13 protein-coding genes are annotated in these 16423 nt (G+C 55.1%); 2 read left to right on the top strand and 11 right to left on the bottom strand.

All coding sequences use genetic code 11. The features are described from left to right. Positions 1–5: 5 nt before the first annotated feature. The 10 genes from QQJ87_RS03575 to QQJ87_RS03530 all read right to left on the bottom strand — a co-directional run bounded on the left by QQJ87_RS03575 (position 6) and on the right by QQJ87_RS03530 (position 13277). Positions 6–4727, bottom strand: a complete 4722-nt coding sequence (locus QQJ87_RS03575; protein ID WP_284279999.1) for a glutamate synthase-related protein — start codon at positions 4725–4727, stop codon at positions 6–8. A 202-nt stretch (positions 4728–4929) separates the two neighbouring features. Next, on the bottom strand, positions 4930–5625 hold the full coding sequence (locus QQJ87_RS03570) for a hypothetical protein (protein ID WP_284279997.1): 696 nt from the start codon (positions 5623–5625) through the stop codon (positions 4930–4932). Positions 5626–5635: 10 nt separating this feature from the next. Then, entirely contained in the window at positions 5636–6775 is a 1140-nt protein-coding gene (locus QQJ87_RS03565) for a deoxyguanosinetriphosphate triphosphohydrolase (RefSeq protein WP_284279993.1), read from the bottom strand. Continuing rightward, positions 6775–7863, bottom strand: a complete 1089-nt coding sequence (aroB, locus tag QQJ87_RS03560; RefSeq protein WP_284280085.1) for a 3-dehydroquinate synthase — start codon at positions 7861–7863, stop codon at positions 6775–6777. Before aroB ends, QQJ87_RS03565 begins: the two co-directional genes overlap by 1 nt. After that, on the bottom strand, positions 7863–8417 hold the full coding sequence (locus QQJ87_RS03555; protein ID WP_284279992.1) for a shikimate kinase: 555 nt from the start codon (positions 8415–8417) through the stop codon (positions 7863–7865). Before QQJ87_RS03555 ends, aroB begins: the two co-directional genes overlap by 1 nt. A 53-nt stretch (positions 8418–8470) precedes the next feature. Beyond that, a complete protein-coding gene (locus tag QQJ87_RS03550) occupies positions 8471–10531 on the bottom strand; it encodes a type IV pilus secretin PilQ (RefSeq protein ID WP_284279990.1) in 2061 nt (686 codons plus the stop codon). Continuing rightward, positions 10528–11055 (bottom strand): hypothetical protein, encoded by a 528-nt coding sequence (locus QQJ87_RS03545; protein WP_284279989.1) that lies wholly within the window; start codon positions 11053–11055, stop codon positions 10528–10530. Before QQJ87_RS03545 ends, QQJ87_RS03550 begins: the two co-directional genes overlap by 4 nt. Continuing rightward, the gene (locus tag QQJ87_RS03540) at positions 11052–11696 is read right to left on the bottom strand and encodes a type IV pilus inner membrane component PilO (protein ID WP_284279987.1); all 645 of its coding nucleotides are present in this window, start codon (positions 11694–11696) and stop codon (positions 11052–11054) included. Before QQJ87_RS03540 ends, QQJ87_RS03545 begins: the two co-directional genes overlap by 4 nt. Next, positions 11683–12306, bottom strand: coding sequence for a PilN domain-containing protein (locus tag QQJ87_RS03535; protein ID WP_284279986.1), 624 nt, complete (start codon positions 12304–12306; stop codon positions 11683–11685). The genes QQJ87_RS03540 and QQJ87_RS03535 overlap by 14 nt, the downstream gene beginning before the upstream one ends. Then, complete coding sequence (locus QQJ87_RS03530) at positions 12297–13277, bottom strand: hypothetical protein (protein WP_284279985.1); 981 nt, start codon at positions 13275–13277, stop codon at positions 12297–12299. Before QQJ87_RS03530 ends, QQJ87_RS03535 begins: the two co-directional genes overlap by 10 nt. Before the next feature lie 180 nt (positions 13278–13457). On the opposite strand from QQJ87_RS03530, the gene QQJ87_RS03525 reads away from it, so the two are divergent. Beyond that, positions 13458–15905, top strand: coding sequence for a penicillin-binding protein 1A (locus tag QQJ87_RS03525; RefSeq protein WP_284279984.1), 2448 nt, complete (start codon positions 13458–13460; stop codon positions 15903–15905). 4 nt (positions 15906–15909) lie between these two features. Here the strand turns inward: QQJ87_RS03525 and cyaY are convergent, their stop codons facing one another. Further along, positions 15910–16239, bottom strand: a complete 330-nt coding sequence (gene cyaY / locus QQJ87_RS03520) for an iron donor protein CyaY (protein WP_284279983.1) — start codon at positions 16237–16239, stop codon at positions 15910–15912. On the opposite strand from cyaY, the gene lptM reads away from it, so the two are divergent. Next, positions 16238–16408: an LPS translocon maturation chaperone LptM gene (gene lptM, locus QQJ87_RS03515; RefSeq protein WP_348534572.1), complete on the top strand. Its 171-nt coding sequence runs from the start codon at positions 16238–16240 to the stop codon at positions 16406–16408. The two genes, cyaY and lptM, sit on opposite strands and share 2 nt — an antisense overlap. Positions 16409–16423: the final 15 nt, after the last annotated feature.

Raw genomic sequence — 16423 nt, 5'->3', positions numbered from 1 at the left:
GTTAATCAAGCGGCAACTTTGCCAGCGGTTTGTGCAGCCACGTACAGCTCTTTCAGCGCGCGGCGGTATTCGGTCGGGAATACCTTCACAAACTTCTTGCGTTCAGTTGTCCAGTTTTCGAGAATTTCCTTGGCGCGTTCGCTGCCGGTGTAACGGGCGTGGCGCTCGATCAGGCCTTTCAAAATGGCCTCATCAGTCATGCGCTCCCCACCAGAGGTCAGGCTGTGCCAGATTTCGCGGTCGCCGCGGGCCTCCTGCTCAACGGCTGACACCACTTCCTCCAGCTCAACCTGCGCCAAGTTGCAGCGCTTGGCGAACAGGCCATCAATGTCGTACACATAAGCCATGCCGCCGCTCATGCCGGCTGCGAAGTTGCGACCGGTCTCACCCAGAACAACCACGGTACCGCCAGTCATGTATTCGCAACCATGGTCACCCGTGCCCTCGATCACAGCCGCTGCGCCCGAATTGCGAACCGCAAAACGCTCGCCTGCCACGCCACTGAGGAATGCCTCACCGGCAATCGCGCCATACAGCACCGTGTTGCCGACAATCATGTTTTCCTCGGACAGGCCACGGAAGTCGTTGGTTGGACGCACGATGATGCGGCCGCCGCTCAGACCCTTGCCCACGTAGTCGTTGCCTTCACCCACCAGGTCGGCGGTAATGCCGTGTGCCAGGAAGGCGCCGAAGGACTGACCCGCCGTGCCAGTGAACTGGATGTGGATGGTGTCGTCAGGCAGACCTTCGTGGCCGTACTTCTTGGCCACTTCACCCGACAACATGGCACCTACGGTGCGGTTGACGTTGCGGATCGGTGTAATGAAGGAGACGCGCTCGCCTTTTTCAATGGCGGACGCAGCCTGCTTGATCAGCTTCTGGTCCAAGGCCTTTTCAAGACCGTGGTCTTGTGAACCAGTGTGGTAACGGGGTTCGTCACCGCCCTCTGGGGCCCACAACAGGCGGCTGAAGTTCAAGCCCTTGGCTTTCCAGTGTTCAATGCCTTTCTTCATGTCCAGCAGGTCGGAACGGCCAATCAGCTCGTCCATCGTGCGGATGCCAAGTTGCGCCATGATTTCGCGCACTTCGTTGGCGATGAAGAAGAAGTAGTTCACCACGTGCTCAGGCTTGCCCTGGAACTTCTTGCGCAGTTCGGGGTTTTGCGTGGCCACGCCAACCGGGCAGGTGTTCAAATGGCACTTGCGCATCATGATGCAGCCTTCAACCACCAGCGGTGCAGTGGCAAAGCCGAATTCGTCGGCACCCAGCATGGCACCGATCACCACGTCGCGACCTGTCTTCATTTGGCCGTCAACCTGCACGCGAATGCGACCACGCAGGCCGTTCAGCACCAGCGTTTGCTGGGTTTCAGCAAGACCCAGTTCCCAAGGGGTACCGGCGTGCTTGATGGAGGACACCGGTGATGCACCAGTGCCACCGTCCTGACCCGCGATCACCAGGTGGTCGGCCTTGGCCTTGGACACACCCGCTGCAATCGTACCCACGCCGACTTCGGACACCAGCTTCACGGAAATGGAAGCGTGGCTGTTGACGTTTTTCAGATCGTGAATGAGCTGCGCCAGGTCTTCAATGGAATAAATGTCATGGTGCGGGGGTGGGGAAATCAAGCCCACGCCAGGCACGGAGTAACGCAATTTACCGATGTACTCGGACACCTTGCCACCCGGCAACTGACCGCCTTCACCCGGCTTGGCACCTTGTGCCATCTTGATCTGGATCTGATCGGCAGAAGTCAGGTATTCGGCAGTAACGCCAAAGCGGCCAGAAGCCACCTGCTTGATGCGTGAACGCAGGCTGTCACCCTTTTTCAAGGGGAAGTCAGCAACCACCACGTCACCCAGGAAGCTCTTCAGGGTTTCGCCTTCCTTGATCGGGCCGTTGCCGGGCGTGAAGTTTTCCAGGCCACCACGCAATTCGGCGCGGTAACGTTTCTGGTCCTCACCGCCTTCACCGGTGTTGCTCTTGCCGCCGATGCGGTTCATGGCCACGGCCAGTGTGGAGTGGGCTTCTGTTGAAATAGAGCCCAAAGACATCGCACCCGTTGCGAATCGCTTGACGATTTCTTCAGCAGGTTCCACTTCCTCAATCGGAATGGCTTTGCTTGGATCAATCTTGAACTCAAACAGGCCACGCAGAGTCATGTGGCGCTTGCTTTGATCGTTGATGATCTGCGCGTACTCTTTGTAGGTGCTGTAGGAGTCTGAGCGTGTGGAGTGCTGCAATTTGGCAATGGCATCGGGGGTCCACATGTGCTCTTCACCGCGGGTGCGCCAGGCGTATTCACCACCGGCATCCAGTGAATGTGCCAGCACGGGGTCGGGGCTGAACGCAGCTTGGTGAATGCGAATGGCTTCTTCAGCCACTTCAAACACGCCAATGCCCTCAACCTTGCTGGATGTGCCTGCAAAATAAGCGTCTACGAAAGCCTGGTTCAAACCCACGGCTTCGAAAATTTGCGCGCCGGTGTAGCTCATGTAGGTGGAAATGCCCATCTTGGACATCACTTTCATCAGGCCTTTGCCCACCGCCTTGATGTAGTTGTAAACGGCTTTGTCAGTGCTCAGTTCACCAGGCAGGCCTTTGCTCATCTCGGCAATGGTTTCCATGGCCAGGTAGGGGTGAACGGCTTCGGCACCGTAACCCGCCAACAGGGCGAAATGGTGGGTTTCACGGGCAGAACCGGTTTCAACCACCAAGCCGGTGGACGTGCGCAAGCCCACCTTCACCAGGTGCTGGTGAATGGCAGAAGTCGCCAACAAGGCAGGAATGGCCACGTGATCGCGGTCCACCAGGCGATCGGTGATAATCAGGATGTTCACACCCTGCTTCACAGCGTCGCGGGCTTCGGCACACAGTGACGCAATGCGCGCCTCAATGCCTTCCTTGCCCCAGGCAACCGGATAACAGATGTTCAATTCGTGGCTCTTGAACTTGCCGCCAGTGAATTCTTCAATGTTGCGGATCTTGGCCATGTCCTTGGAGGTCAGCACAGGCTGATGCACTTCAAGACGCATGGGCGGGTTGATGTTGTTCAGGTCCAGCAGGTTGGGCTTGGGGCCGATGAAGCTGTTCAGGCTCATCACCAGGTTTTCGCGGATCGGGTCGATCGGCGGGTTGGTCACCTGGGCAAACAACTGCTTGAAGTAGTTGTACAGGGGCTTGAGCTTGTTGGACATCACAGCCAAAGGGCTGTCATTGCCCATGGAACCCGTGGCCTCTTCGCCGTTTTGCACCATTGGCGCCATCAGGAACTTCAGATCTTCCTGGGTGTAACCAAAGGCTTGCTGACGGTCCAGCAGCGATTCACGCGGCTCGATCGGCTCAGGCTGGCCATCCACTTCATCCAGCTTGATGCGAATGGTGTCGATCCACTGCTTGTAGGGCTTGGCGTTGGCCAGCTGGTTTTTCAGCTCGTCGTCGTTGATGATGCGGCCGGCTTCCATGTCGATCAGGAACATCTTGCCGGGCTGCAGACGCCATTTCTTGACAATCTTGCTTTCAGGAATCGGCAGGGTACCGGATTCAGAGGCCATCACAACCAGGTCGTCTTCAGTGACGATGTAACGCGCGGGGCGCAAGCCATTGCGGTCCAGCGTGGCGCCAATCTGTTTGCCGTCGGTGAACGCCATGGCGGCGGGGCCGTCCCAGGGTTCCATCATGGCGGCGTGGTACTCGTAGAAGGCGCGACGGTTGTCGTCCATCAGGGTGTGCTGTTCCCAGGCTTCCGGCACCATCATCATCATGGCTTGGGAAATCGGGTAGCCTGCCATCACCAGCAGTTCCAGACAGTTGTCGAAACAAGCGGTGTCTGACTGGCCTTCGAAAATCAGGGGGTACAGCTTCTGCAGGTCGTCACCCAGCACGGCGGACTTCATCACGCCTTCGCGGGCGCGCATCCAGTTGAAGTTGCCCTTAACAGTGTTGATCTCACCGTTGTGGGCCAGCATGCGGTAGGGGTGGGCCAGGGGCCACTCGGGGAATGTGTTGGTCGAGAAACGCTGGTGAACCAGTGCCAATGCAGAAATGCAGCGGGGGTCTTGCAGGTCGAGGTAGTACTCGCCCACCTGGTTGGCCAGCAGCAGGCCTTTGTAAACCACGGTGCGCGCACTCATGGAAGGCGTGAAGTATTCAGTGCCGTGGGCCAGATTCAGGTTTTTGATGGCGTGCACAGCGCGTTTGCGGATCACATACAGCTTGCGCTCAAGTGCGTCGGTCACCATGATGTCGCGGCCACGGCCCACAAAGACTTGGCGGATCACCGGCTCTTTGGCGCGCACAGTGGGGCTCATGGGCATGTCGCGGTTGATCGGCACATCGCGCCAGCCCAACAGCACTTGACCTTCAGCCTTGATCGCGCGCTCCATTTCCTGCTCGCAAGCGATGCGGGAGGCGTTTTCTTTCGGCAAAAACACCATACCCACGCCGTATTCACCAGCGGGGGGCAATGTCACGCCCTGCTTGGCCATTTCTTCGCGATATAGCTGATCCGGAATTTGCACCAGGATACCGGCGCCGTCACCCATCAGTGGGTCAGCACCCACCGCGCCACGGTGGTCCAGATTTTCCAGAATCTTCAAACCGCCCTGAACGATGTCATGGGTTCGCTTGCCCTTGATGTGCGCCACAAAGCCAACGCCACACGCGTCGTGTTCGTTTTGGGCGGAATAAAGGCCTTTGTCTTCGGCAACTTTCCGAATGTCTTGCATCTGCATTCTCCGTTGGGAAGGGGCTGCGCAGCAAAAAGGCGCAAAAACCCCGTCAGTTCAGTACGGGCATACTGTACTGCAGTGCGTCAATCAAGACAAGGAAAATAATAGGGGTCTGACCCTATTTAGTTTCAATCAACCAAGTCTGCGATAAATAAATAGGGACAGACAAAAATACCGATCTTTCACAAACACTTGCAAATCAATCGCGTTGCAACCTGGGTCGTCCGCGCGGCTTGGGCCCCACACTTCGGTTTGCCAAGGCCTGAACCGCGTCTGCAAAGCCGGGGTCACTCCACAGCCAGCCTTTCTGCAAACAGAATTCAATGCCCTGCACGTCTTTCGACGACAAGCCCTGCTCGCTGAACTGACGGTATCGCGCCTGACGTTCAAAAGGCGTGTTACCCAACTGCCAGTAAACCGGCAGATCGGTTAGCCAAGGCTCATTGACTGCGCCGGTGTGCGCCGCGAAACTGGACCACGGGTAAGTGGTCAAATCTTGCGACTGCCCAATGCGCAGGGCCAACTGCTCAGTGAACAGGCAAGCTTTCAGACTGTGCTGCCCGGGCTGAATTTCAGTGGATTTGAACCGAGGGGTCCAGAGGCTGACCATGTCGGTTGACTTGATCAACTTGATGACTGGGGAGTAATGCCGATTGAGATTTTGCACAAAGCGCCCCACTTGGGCAGCCTCACGGCAGTTAATCAGCAACAGGGCCTGCCCGGCTGTCAGGCAGTAGGCATGAACATCCACGCCCTCCTCCTGCGCACTCAGTGGCAAACGGTCACGAAACGACGAGAATGCGCTTTTGTTGGGAAAGACAACCTGTCCTGCAACCCCTTGCAGCAAGATCAAGGTCGGGCAATCGGGTATGAACAAGCGTGCCTGGCGGGCCATTGCAACTCACCTAAACACTGTGACCAGGTACAGTCAGCCGCTGGTGCTCCTTCATGGCGTAGCGGTCTGTCATGCCGGCGATGTAATCGGCTATCGCACGGGGCACATCGCTTTCGGCCCGCTCAAAAAACTGGGGTGGCAACAAGCGGGGGTCGCCATGGAAGGTGTTGAACAGGTCTTTGACCACCATACGGGCTTTTAAGGTAGCGCGCAGCACTTGGTAGTGCTGGTACAAACCTTTGCGCAAAAAAGCCTTCAACTCGCGATTGAGTTCGTTCATTTCGTCACTGAAACCGATCAGCGGAGGGGCGTCCTGAACTTCAGCCACATTGGCTGGTTTGTGACGGGCCAAACGTCGTTCTGATTCCCGCAGCAAATCACCCACCAGGGCATTGATGATGCCTCGCACTGTTTCATGAATCAGACGACGGCCACTCAAACCCGGATGACGGTCTTTCACGCGATCCAGATGATGCTTGAACAAGCGAACCTCTGCCGCCTGTTCAAGCGTGATCAACCCGGAACGCAGGCCGTCGTCCATGTCGTGGTTGTTGTAGGCGATTTCATCGGCCAGGTTGGTGACTTGCGCTTCGAGCACGGGCCGCCGCCGGTCCACAAACCGCCTGGCCACGTCACCCAATCGCTGGGCATTGGGCAATGAGCAATGCTTCAAAATGCTTTCACGCGTCTCGAAACACAAATTCAGCCCATTGAAGTCGGCGTACTTTTCTTCAAGATCATCCACCACCCTCAGGGACTGCAGGTTGTGCTCAAACCCCCCGAACGGCTCCATGCATTCGTTCAACGCATCTTGCCCCGCATGCCCGAAGGGCGTGTGCCCCAGATCGTGGGCCAGGGCGACCGCTTCGGTCAATTCTTCGTTCAGTGCCAAATTGCGTGCAATGGAGCGGGCAATCTGCGCAACCTCAAGGCTGTGGGTCAGACGGGTGCGATACAAGTCGCCTTCCGTGTTCACGAATACCTGGGTTTTGTACTCCAGGCGCCTGAAAGCGGCGCTGTGAATGATTCGATCCCGATCGCGCTGAAATTCAGTGCGCCCCTGAGGTGCAGGCTCGGAAAACGCCCTCCCCTTGCTGTTTTTGGAAGTCACCGCGTAGGGTGCCAAATTGGCTTCGGGGTTGAAACTCATCAGGCACCCGCCCCCAGGTCAGTCAGGGTTTGCCGCACCAGCGCCTCATCGGCAGGCGAGGTGGACGCTTTGCCCAGCCCACTGAGCAACACATACTTGATGGCACCGGCGTCGTTCTTTTTGTCGTGGGCCATCAATTCCAGAAAGCGGTCAACGCCCAGCGCGGGTGGTATGGCCGGCAGTTTGGCCTCGATGACGATTTTTTTTAATCGGGCCGCCTCGTCAGCGGACAAGCGCCCCATGCGCAGGCACAGTTGCGCGGCAATCACCATGCCACAGCCCACCGCCTCGCCATGCAGCCATTGGCCATAGCCCATGCCTGCTTCGATGGCATGGCCAAAGGTGTGTCCGAAATTCAGGATGGCCCGCAATCCGCCCTCGCGTTCGTCTTTGGAGACCACATCTGCCTTGATTTCACAGGAGCGCTTGACCACAAGGGCCAAAGCCTCCGCGTCACGCGCGAGCAAGCGGGGCATCCATTGTTCAACCTGCAACAGGTAATCCGTGTCGGCAATCGCGCCATGCTTGATGATCTCGGCCAAACCGCAGGAGAGCTCTCGATCAGGCAACGTATTCAGGGTGGCGATGTCGGCCACCACCGCCTGCGGCTGGTAAAACGCGCCGATCATGTTTTTACCCGCAGGGTGGTTGATGCCTGTTTTTCCGCCGACGGAACTGTCCACCTGCGACAGCAGGGTGGTCGGCACCTGAATAAAAGGTACACCCCGCATGTAAGTGGCCGCGGCAAAGCCAGCCATGTCGCCGATCACACCACCGCCCAAGGCGACGATGACGGTTTTGCGGTCGCAATGCTGAGTCAGCAAGGCGTCAAAAATACGCTGCAAAGTCGGCCAGTCCTTGTAGGTTTCACCGTCGGGCAACACCACGGAATGGGCAGCTTTGGCTCCAGCCAACTGCAAGGTTCCCAGTATCCTTTCCAGATACAGCGGGCCTACGGTGGTGTTGGTGCACACCATGACGGTTCTGCCAGCGACATGCGGCGCAAACAGACCCTGCTGTTCCAGCAGGCCTGCACCGATGTAAATGGGGTAACTTCGATCACCCAGATCGACTTCTAAAGTGTGCATCATTCGGATGTTTGAACCTTACGATTGGCAGGATGGCCAGATTCCAGGCCCAGTGCCTTACAAATTTTCTGAACAATCAAGTGTACAGGCTGACGCCCGGTTTCGACCACCAGGTCGGCACAGGATTCATACAGGGGTTTTCTTTGGGCCAGCAACTCTTCAATGCGCTGGCGCGGATTCGGCGTTTGCAACAGGGGTCTGTTTTTATCGAGCTTTGTGCGTTGAAAAAGCTCTTGAACGGATGCCTTGAGATAAACGACTGGGCCAATTTGCTTCAGCAGGCGCCGGTTTTCCTCGGCCAGCACAATGCCCCCGCCCGTGGCCAGAACGACCGCAGACTTGTTCGAAAAATCAATCAGGCACTGGGTTTCTCGCCTGCGAAAGCCCGCCTCACCCTCAATTTCGAAAATGACTGGAATGGACACCCCGGTCTGATTTTCAATCACGTGGTCCGTGTCTGAAAACTCCCAGGACAAATGTCGGGCAAGTGCTCTGCCCACTGTGCTTTTTCCGGCGCCCATCATACCGATCAGCACAATACTCTGATTTGACACGGCAATACTTCATCGTTCTTAATCAGGGCATTGTACGGTATGACAGGCAATTTTTATTGATCTTCCATAACCTGCGGGGTGAGGAAAATCAGCAACTCGGTTTTGCGGTGATTGGAGCTGAGCGTTTTAAACAGATTACCCAGCACAGGGATGTCGCCCAACACAGGAATCTTGCCATTTTCATCGGTGTTTTGATCTTCAAAAATTCCGCCCAAAACCACGGTTCCGCCATCTGAAACCAGTACTTTGGTCTTGACATGACGCGTGTCGATGGCAGGGCCGTTGCTGGTATTTTGCCCCACCGAATCCTTCGCGACGTCCACGTTCAACAGAATGGATCCATCCGGCGCAATTTGTGGCGTGACTTCCAGTTTCAAATTGGCGGACTTGAATTCAGTGGCCGTGGCTCCGCTACTTGTGGCCACCTGATAAGGAATTTCCGTGCCTTGCTCGATCAAGGCGGTTTCCTTGTTTGAAGTGATCACACGTGGATTGGAAACCGTCTTGACCTTGGTGTCCTTTTCAAAGGCCTTCAACTGGAGATTAATCAACCTTGTGCCGTCGGCATTGAACAGGGTGTAGGCAAAATTGGTGGCGGCGTCCCCCCCACTGTCCACAAAAGAACCCCTGCCGAAATTGTCGCCCACAGTGACGTAATCGAGTGCCCGGCTTGAATCAACCTTCAACCTGACACCGATGTCTTTGGCAATCGTTGCATCAGCCAGAACCACCTTTGCCTCAATCATGACCTGCTTGACCGGTTTATCCAGGCTCTTGATGACCGAGGCGATGCGCTCCACCCGACTCAACGTGTCCTCGACAAAAATCTGGCTGGTTCGCTCGTCCGAAATCAGGGTGCCTCGACTTGACAAAAGCTTTGACTTGTCTGATTCAATTAACGCCACAAGATCCGCTGTTTTTTGATAACTGATGACAAACGTCTTTGAAACCAGTGGCTCCATGTCGTCGCGTGCCCGAATGGTGGCCTGAATGGCCTGATCATTGACCACATCGCTGGGCGTAGACACCAACAACACATTGCCCGACTGCGTACTAATCAGATTCTTCGACTTAAGCACGATGTCCAGCGCCTGATCCCAAGGCACGTCGTTGAGGAACACGGTCACTTTGCCTTGTACCTGATCTGTCAACACCAGATTCATGTGGGTAAAGTCGGCAAAAACACGCATCACAGTACGAATGTCTGCATCCTTGAAATTCAGCGTAATCGGTCTACCCGTGTATCTGGACACCTTGAAATCGTCGACTGGCGTCACAGACTTGGGTTTGGCGGGTTCCGCAGTCTGGTTTTCTTTCGGCGTCAGCACCACCTCAACCATGTTGCCAAGCTGTCTGACCATGTGCGTTGCATGCACCAGCGTTGCTGTCAGCACCAGGTTTTCCTCTCCCCCCTGAATTTGTACATTTGACACAAGGTCACCGTCTTTCGTCATCAACGCCTCGGAGACGCCATCGGCCAAAAGTCCATGGGAGAAGCGCACCCGCAATCGATCATTGTTAAGCAAGGCATCGGCCTTGATGTCACTCCGGTCAAACTTCAACCGGATCACCTCACGTCCATCCTCTTTGTGACCCAATGTCCACGACAACAGCTTTGGGCCCTCACTTGGCACAACTTTCACACCCAGTGCCTTTTCAGCCTCTTCCTTCAGACCGCTGTTGGCAGGCAAACTCACCGGATTGCTCATCTTGGGGTGAAAAGGCGCAGGGCCAGCCACTCGAATTTTCAGCGTATGACCCTGCTGTTCTTTGGTAATTTCATAATCAGAGGCCACCTGCAGCACGAGCCGTGTGCGGCCCTGCCCCTGAACCAATTCAGCCTTCACCAAACGGCCACCTGGGTTCAAAGTCAAAGGCAAGGCTTCATTGTCCAGCCGGACTGGAAAATCGACAATTTGACGAGCGGGCGAAGTCACCCGAAAAAAGCCCAAATGATCGGGAACTGGCCCATCAAACTGTAGAGTCAGTTCGGAGTGGTCGTTGTCGCTCTCAAGTTTCGCCGAGGTCACATCAAGTGCCCAAGCCGTTGATACGACAGAAGTCAAACCCACAAGCACCAGGAACCGCCCCATGCATTGAAATGCCTTTTTCATTGTGTACCCCCCGAGACTGACTCCCCGCTCAGTTGCAGCTCTGTAATCTGCCCCGTGCGGTCTTTGTTGATGCTGCGCAATTGCACCGATGTGCCCTTGACATCAACAACCTGCATTGATTTAAGAACGTAGCTACCTTTGGCAACCACAAAGTCTTCCGAACCGTTGTTTAATATCGCCACCAGCTCATGGCCGACCCGCAACACACCGGTCAAAACCAGTGGGTTTTGAGGTTGACTGTCCTCGACCCCAGAAGAGTCATGCGCAGCAGCCAATCGTTTGGGTGCGATCAAATCCTGAAGCAAGCGACCGTTGATGGGTTTGACCTGCACGCCCTGCTCATCCTCTTGATCTGCCTTGGCTTGCGCATTTGCAACCGCATCAATCTCCGCCTGGGTGGGAGGTGCACTGTCCTTTTCAAGTTGTTGAACAACCACCGACAACTGATTCGAGTAAGTGAGCTGTGGATCCGCCAATTGAGGAAAAAAGGGACCCAATAACAGCCCCAGCAAGAAGGACATCATTGACCTGTACTCCCTGTCAAAGGCGCCGATTTTTCAACAGCAGGCGGCGCACTGAGTCGAACCCCCAACTGTGCAAAGGCTGAAATCTGACCCGACAGAACCCATGCCTTTTGCTCGGCTTGATAGTTCATTTGAAAATTGGTGAGACTGACCTTTCGGGGAAATTCAGCCAGGAAGTTGGGAATTCTCGACACATTGCTTGAATCGCCTTGAATTCTCACTTTCACGGGAATAACCGTCATCACGTCGCGATCCATGGGCGACAATGGCTTGAACTCGCCCAAGGTCAGTGAATGACTCAGAATGCTGGCATTTAGACGATCCAGCAGAGCAGGCATTTCCTTGTCGTTGGGCAAGGCACTCTTTAGCTTGGGCAGTTGCCTTTCAAGTTGCGCCAACTCAATTTCCATGCGCGACTTGTCCTTGAGGGCAGTCACCTGACGATTCAGATCGCCCAATGTGGACCGTATGGTCTGATCCAGTTCAATGGCATTTTCAACAGCATCCACCCAAAAGACCATCGTAAAAATGGCCATGCAAACCCCCACAATGCCCAAATGAAGCGCCAGCTTGAACCTCCTCGGCTGTCGGTGCAGACCCTTTACGAAACTCTCCAGACTTTCCTGATCAAGTTCTATCACTGCCATCCTCCGCGGGTTGTCCCAAATCAAGCGAAGGGGCCGCCACCTTCAGCTGCAATTCAAAATCGTGGAGCGCATCTGCCGGTGCTATTCCTTTGTCGTTGGTCTTGGTGTCTTGGGCCAAGGTGACACTGATCAACGAAGCATCGCTGTACACTTTGGGAAACCGCTTTAGGTAGGCAACCCACCGTGCCAAGGTGTTGACATTGTCGGTACGCCCAATCAAAAACACCTTGTCTCGACTCACCACAATTCGCTTCAATGCCATACCTTGGGGAATGGACTGGTCGATGACAGACAACAGTTCACTGGAAAACCTGGAATCCGATTCAATCGATTTCAGGACACTCACCTGCCGACGAAGAGTGGTCAGCTTCTTCTTGATGCCATCCACCTCAGCCACACGGTCTGCCACAGTTTGTTGAAGGGCATGAATTCGATCCAGATACGCCTGTTTGGCGTTCACCTTTTCATCGAGAACCGAGTTCACTGACCAGCAAAGCAACAAGGCGCCGAGCAACACCAACATCGACTCACCCAGAAACAATTGCCGCTGCAATGCCTCGCGACGTTCCCGATAAGGGGTCAAATTGAAAAGGATTACGCGCATGGCATGCCCTCCAGCGCGCCATATGCAACCACATCGGCATGCCAGTGTTCCCGGATTTGTGGCAATGGACGAATTTCGAACAGCTTGTCAGCCAGTAAGCGACTGCGTTTGATGGTCGATATTGCAGTTTTGGATGCCATCAAATCGCCACCGACAATCAATCTGACTGTGCCCTCGCCCTGGTCTTGATCACCGCGAGCCCACACACCGACGAGCTTCTCCAGCGACGCTACAGACTGGACGACCGAAAAGCCCTGATCGCTGAAATCCTGACTTTCATGGCACAAAAAGCCCTCAATAAAAACCGCCAAGCGAACCCGGTGCTTGCAAATTTCTCCATACAACAAAAATTTGGGATTGCCCGTCTGGTGATGTTTGCTTGCAGCCTGTAAATAGCCGTTCACGGCCGCGATGTTGTCGAGTGTGACCCCCAAACATTTCAACTGGCTGGCCTTGCTGGCCTGCAAAATCTCATCCAGCAATTTTTTGAGAACTGCGGCCACAACCAGAGGATCGCCCTGATCATTTGTCGAAGTATCCAGCTTGGTTTGCCAGTCGTAGACCATCTCATCAGTCTGGTCGCCCACCGCTGCTGCCAGCAAATCTTCAATCTGAAACCGGAGGTCCTCCTCTGAACTTCCCGACTCAGAGACCAGCTCGCACATGAAGGCCCGACTTGCGGGTATTGAATAGACCACTGCGGAGGGCTTGACCAGGCCACAGGATGAAATCTTTCCCAGGGCATCTTGGATGAAACCACCCAATAGACCTGCGTTCAATGAATCACCGGAAATGCTTGTTCCCGATTCGAGATCAGATCCCCCCGAACAACGAATGGCATTGAATGACAATACGTTGGATTGACGCACCATTCCGTAGACCCATCTGCACCCATGCTCATGCACGGACATCGACAGGACAGGAACCAAGGGTTTTAACTTCTGTCTGAGATCAAGCAGATAATTTTTCATAACCAAACACTGGGATTGAAGACCTTCAGGTTAGTCAAAAAGCGGATTGATCCTAACCCTCATGCGAGGGTCAATCCGTTAGGGTGAGGAAGCAGCGCACCCCCACCTTGAGTCACCCCTCGGTTATTCCATCGGTTTGGCGATTACAATGTTGCAACCTTACTCACAGACAAACAGCCCGTGATCCATTCAAAATCATCCACGAAACAGGCCCAACAAGGATTTGTCACCAAATTGCTGATGGTGTTGGTCGGCCTGGGCCTGGCTGGTGCACTGCTGGTCGGCACCGCACTGGCCCTTGTGTACCCCAAGCTGCCCGATCTGGCCTCGCTCACAGACTACCGCCCCAAGGTGCCGCTGCGCGTGCTGACCTCCGACGGTGAACTGATTGCCGAGTTCGGAGAAGAAAGGCGTCGCCCGGTGGACATTTCCCAGGTGCCGCTGGTCATGCAGCACGCCATTCTGGCTGCTGAAGACGACCGTTTTTATGAACACGGGGGCATTGATTACCTGGGCGTGGTTCGGGCAGCTTTGTCCAACCTGATTCACGGCGGCAAAGGCCAGGGTGCCAGCACGATCACCATGCAGGTTGCGCGCAACTTCTTCTTGAGCCGCGAGAAAACCTGGACCCGCAAATTCTATGAAGTGTTGCTTTCTTACAAAATCGAAGCCGACCTTTCCAAAGACAAAATCCTGGAGTTGTACATCAACCAGATTTACCTCGGCCAGCGTGCCTACGGTTTCTCTGCAGCCTCACAGATTTATTTTGGCAAGCGTCTTCAGGACATCGACCCCGCCGAAGCGGCCATGCTGGCAGGGCTGCCCAAAGCGCCATCGGCATACAACCCGATCGTTAATCCAAAACGGGCCAAGCTGCGTCAAGAGTACGTGCTCAACCGCATGCACGAACTGAAATACATCACTGACGACCAATACAAGCAAGCGCTGACTGAAAAACTGGTTTACCGCGGCAAGCGGTCAGCCAGCCTTTATCCGGTTGACGCTGACTACGCCGCTGAAATGGCGCGCCAAGCCGCCGTCGAAATGTATGGAGATGAAGCCTACACAGCAGGCATCACCGTGATCACCACTTTGAAAGCCAAAGAACAGAACGCGGCTCAAACAGCCCTGCGTGATGGCCTGGAAGAGTATGAAACCCGCCAATACTATCGCGGCCCTGAAGGCTTCATTGAATTACCGGATGACGCTGCGAAAGCCGAAGAAGTGATTGCGGACAGCATCGGCGATTACCCGGACTACGACGAACTGCAGAGTGCCGTGGTTCTGTCAGCCACTCCACAGGAAGTGGACGTGTCACGAGGTGCAGGTGACGTCATCAAGCTGACTGGCAAAAACATCAAACCAGCCGAAAGCTGGTTGAACCCACGTGCCCCTTCCAACAAACGGCTGAAACGCGGTGCAGTGGTTCGTATTTTGGTCAAAGACGGGCAGGATCCGATTCTGACCCAGATCCCCGAAGTGCAGGGTGCACTGGTTTCACTAGACTCCCACAATGGCGCAATCCGGGCATTGGCAGGCGGTTTTGAATACAGTCTGAACAAGTTCAACCACGTGACGCAATCCACACGTCAACCCGGTTCGTCGTTTAAACCTTTTGTGTATTCCGCGTCGCTCGAAAAAGGCGTCACACCGACCACCATCATCAATGACGAGCCCATCAGTTTTCCGGCCAACACGCCAGGCGGCAAAGACTGGAATCCCAAAAACTACGACAACAAATACGATGGCCCCATGCTGATGAGGGACGGCCTGGCCCATTCAAAGAACATGGTGTCCATCCGGATTCTGCAATACATCACACCCGCCTACGCCCAGCAATGGGCAACCCGCTTCGGCTTTGACCCGGCAGACGTGCCCCCTTACCTCACCATGGCACTGGGTGCGATCACAACCAACCCGCTACAAATGGCCAGTGCTTACTCGGTCTTCTCCAACGGGGGTTATCGAATCAAGCCTTACCTGATTGAAAAAATCAAGGACGGACAAGGCCGCATTGTCGCCCAGGCTCGCCCAGCGGTCTCAGGCGACGAAGCCAACCGCGTGATCGATGCGCGAAACGCATTCATGATGCAACGCTTGCTTCGCGGTGTTGTTGAACACGGCACTGGCGTCAGGGCAAAGGCACTTGGCCGAGACGACATCATGGGCAAAACCGGCACCACCAACGACAGTCACGACGCCTGGTTCGCCGGATTTAACCCCGACCTGGTGGCCATTGCATGGGTGGGTTACGATCAACCCAAAAACCTGGGCAATCGCGAAACAGGTGGCGGTCTCGCCCTGCCGATCTGGCTGGACTACATGAAGGTGGCACTGAAAGATGCACCCGTGAAACCCCAGGTGGTGCCGCCCGGCGTGACCTTTGTAAACGATGAATACTATTACTCGGAATTCACACCAGGCAACGGTGGCATTGAAAAACTAGGTGTCAAGAACGATGGCGGTGACATTCCCAGCCTGTTCAATTTCCTGAAAGGGCTGGGCAATGCCATCACCGGGGGGGATGGCGCGAAAACCTCACCACCAGCCCCCCACAGCGACAACAACACGCCGTCCAAGTTTGACAAGCAAGGGCCAGATCAGATCGAAAAACTGTTTGGACGATGAAACGTCAGCTCAGCGGGGGGCATTGCTGCCCCAGCTGGCCTGACAAAATTTCAACGAAGTGGCTTGCAAAAGGCTGGCCCGTGCGTGTGTTGACCCATTCGTTGTCGGTCAGACGGTAGTGAAATCCACCCGATTTTGCGGCCACCCAAAGCTCGTGATTGGCAACCTGACTGTTCAGAATGATCTTTCCGAACCCATCGAAATCCAGAGTGAGTACGTTGCCCGCACGGCTTGAATCCGCATCAATATCAAGCGCATCCACAAGAGATTCAATATACTCTTCAACTTGAACTAGTGTGTTGTCAACCCGGTCGCCAAATTCTGAATCTGTCATGTCACTTAAACCTCTAAAAACTGTTGCCCTGATGATTGGGTTGCTGCTTGGCCTCAGCGCTTGTGGCCAACGTGGGCCGCTCTACCTGCCTAATCCGCCAGCACCTATGCAGAAACCGGCTGGCTATGATTCTCCGTCGCAACAACAGCAACCATCCAAACAGCCTTGAAACCTTTACAATCCG

The organism is Limnobacter litoralis, from assembly GCF_030160455.1.
Taxonomy (GTDB): domain Bacteria; phylum Pseudomonadota; class Gammaproteobacteria; order Burkholderiales; family Burkholderiaceae_B; genus Limnobacter; species Limnobacter litoralis.
This window is presented reverse-complemented; position numbering and strand designations above follow the sequence as displayed.

Coding starts and splice junctions, on each gene's coding strand:
- QQJ87_RS03575 (WP_284279999.1), bottom strand. CDS start 4,727: ATGCAAGACATTCGGAAAGTTGCCGAAGACAAAGGCCTTTATTCCGCC.
- QQJ87_RS03570 (WP_284279997.1), bottom strand. CDS start 5,625: ATGGCCCGCCAGGCACGCTTGTTCATACCCGATTGCCCGACCTTGATC.
- QQJ87_RS03565 (WP_284279993.1), bottom strand. CDS start 6,775: ATGAGTTTCAACCCCGAAGCCAATTTGGCACCCTACGCGGTGACTTCC.
- aroB (WP_284280085.1), bottom strand. CDS start 7,863: ATGCACACTTTAGAAGTCGATCTGGGTGATCGAAGTTACCCCATTTAC.
- QQJ87_RS03550 (WP_284279990.1), bottom strand. CDS start 10,531: ATGAAAAAGGCATTTCAATGCATGGGGCGGTTCCTGGTGCTTGTGGGT.
- QQJ87_RS03545 (WP_284279989.1), bottom strand. CDS start 11,055: ATGATGTCCTTCTTGCTGGGGCTGTTATTGGGTCCCTTTTTTCCTCAA.
- QQJ87_RS03535 (WP_284279986.1), bottom strand. CDS start 12,306: ATGCGCGTAATCCTTTTCAATTTGACCCCTTATCGGGAACGTCGCGAG.
- QQJ87_RS03530 (WP_284279985.1), bottom strand. CDS start 13,277: ATGAAAAATTATCTGCTTGATCTCAGACAGAAGTTAAAACCCTTGGTT.
- lptM (WP_348534572.1), top strand. CDS start 16,238: ATGTCACTTAAACCTCTAAAAACTGTTGCCCTGATGATTGGGTTGCTG.
- cyaY (WP_284279983.1), bottom strand. CDS start 16,239: ATGACAGATTCAGAATTTGGCGACCGGGTTGACAACACACTAGTTCAA.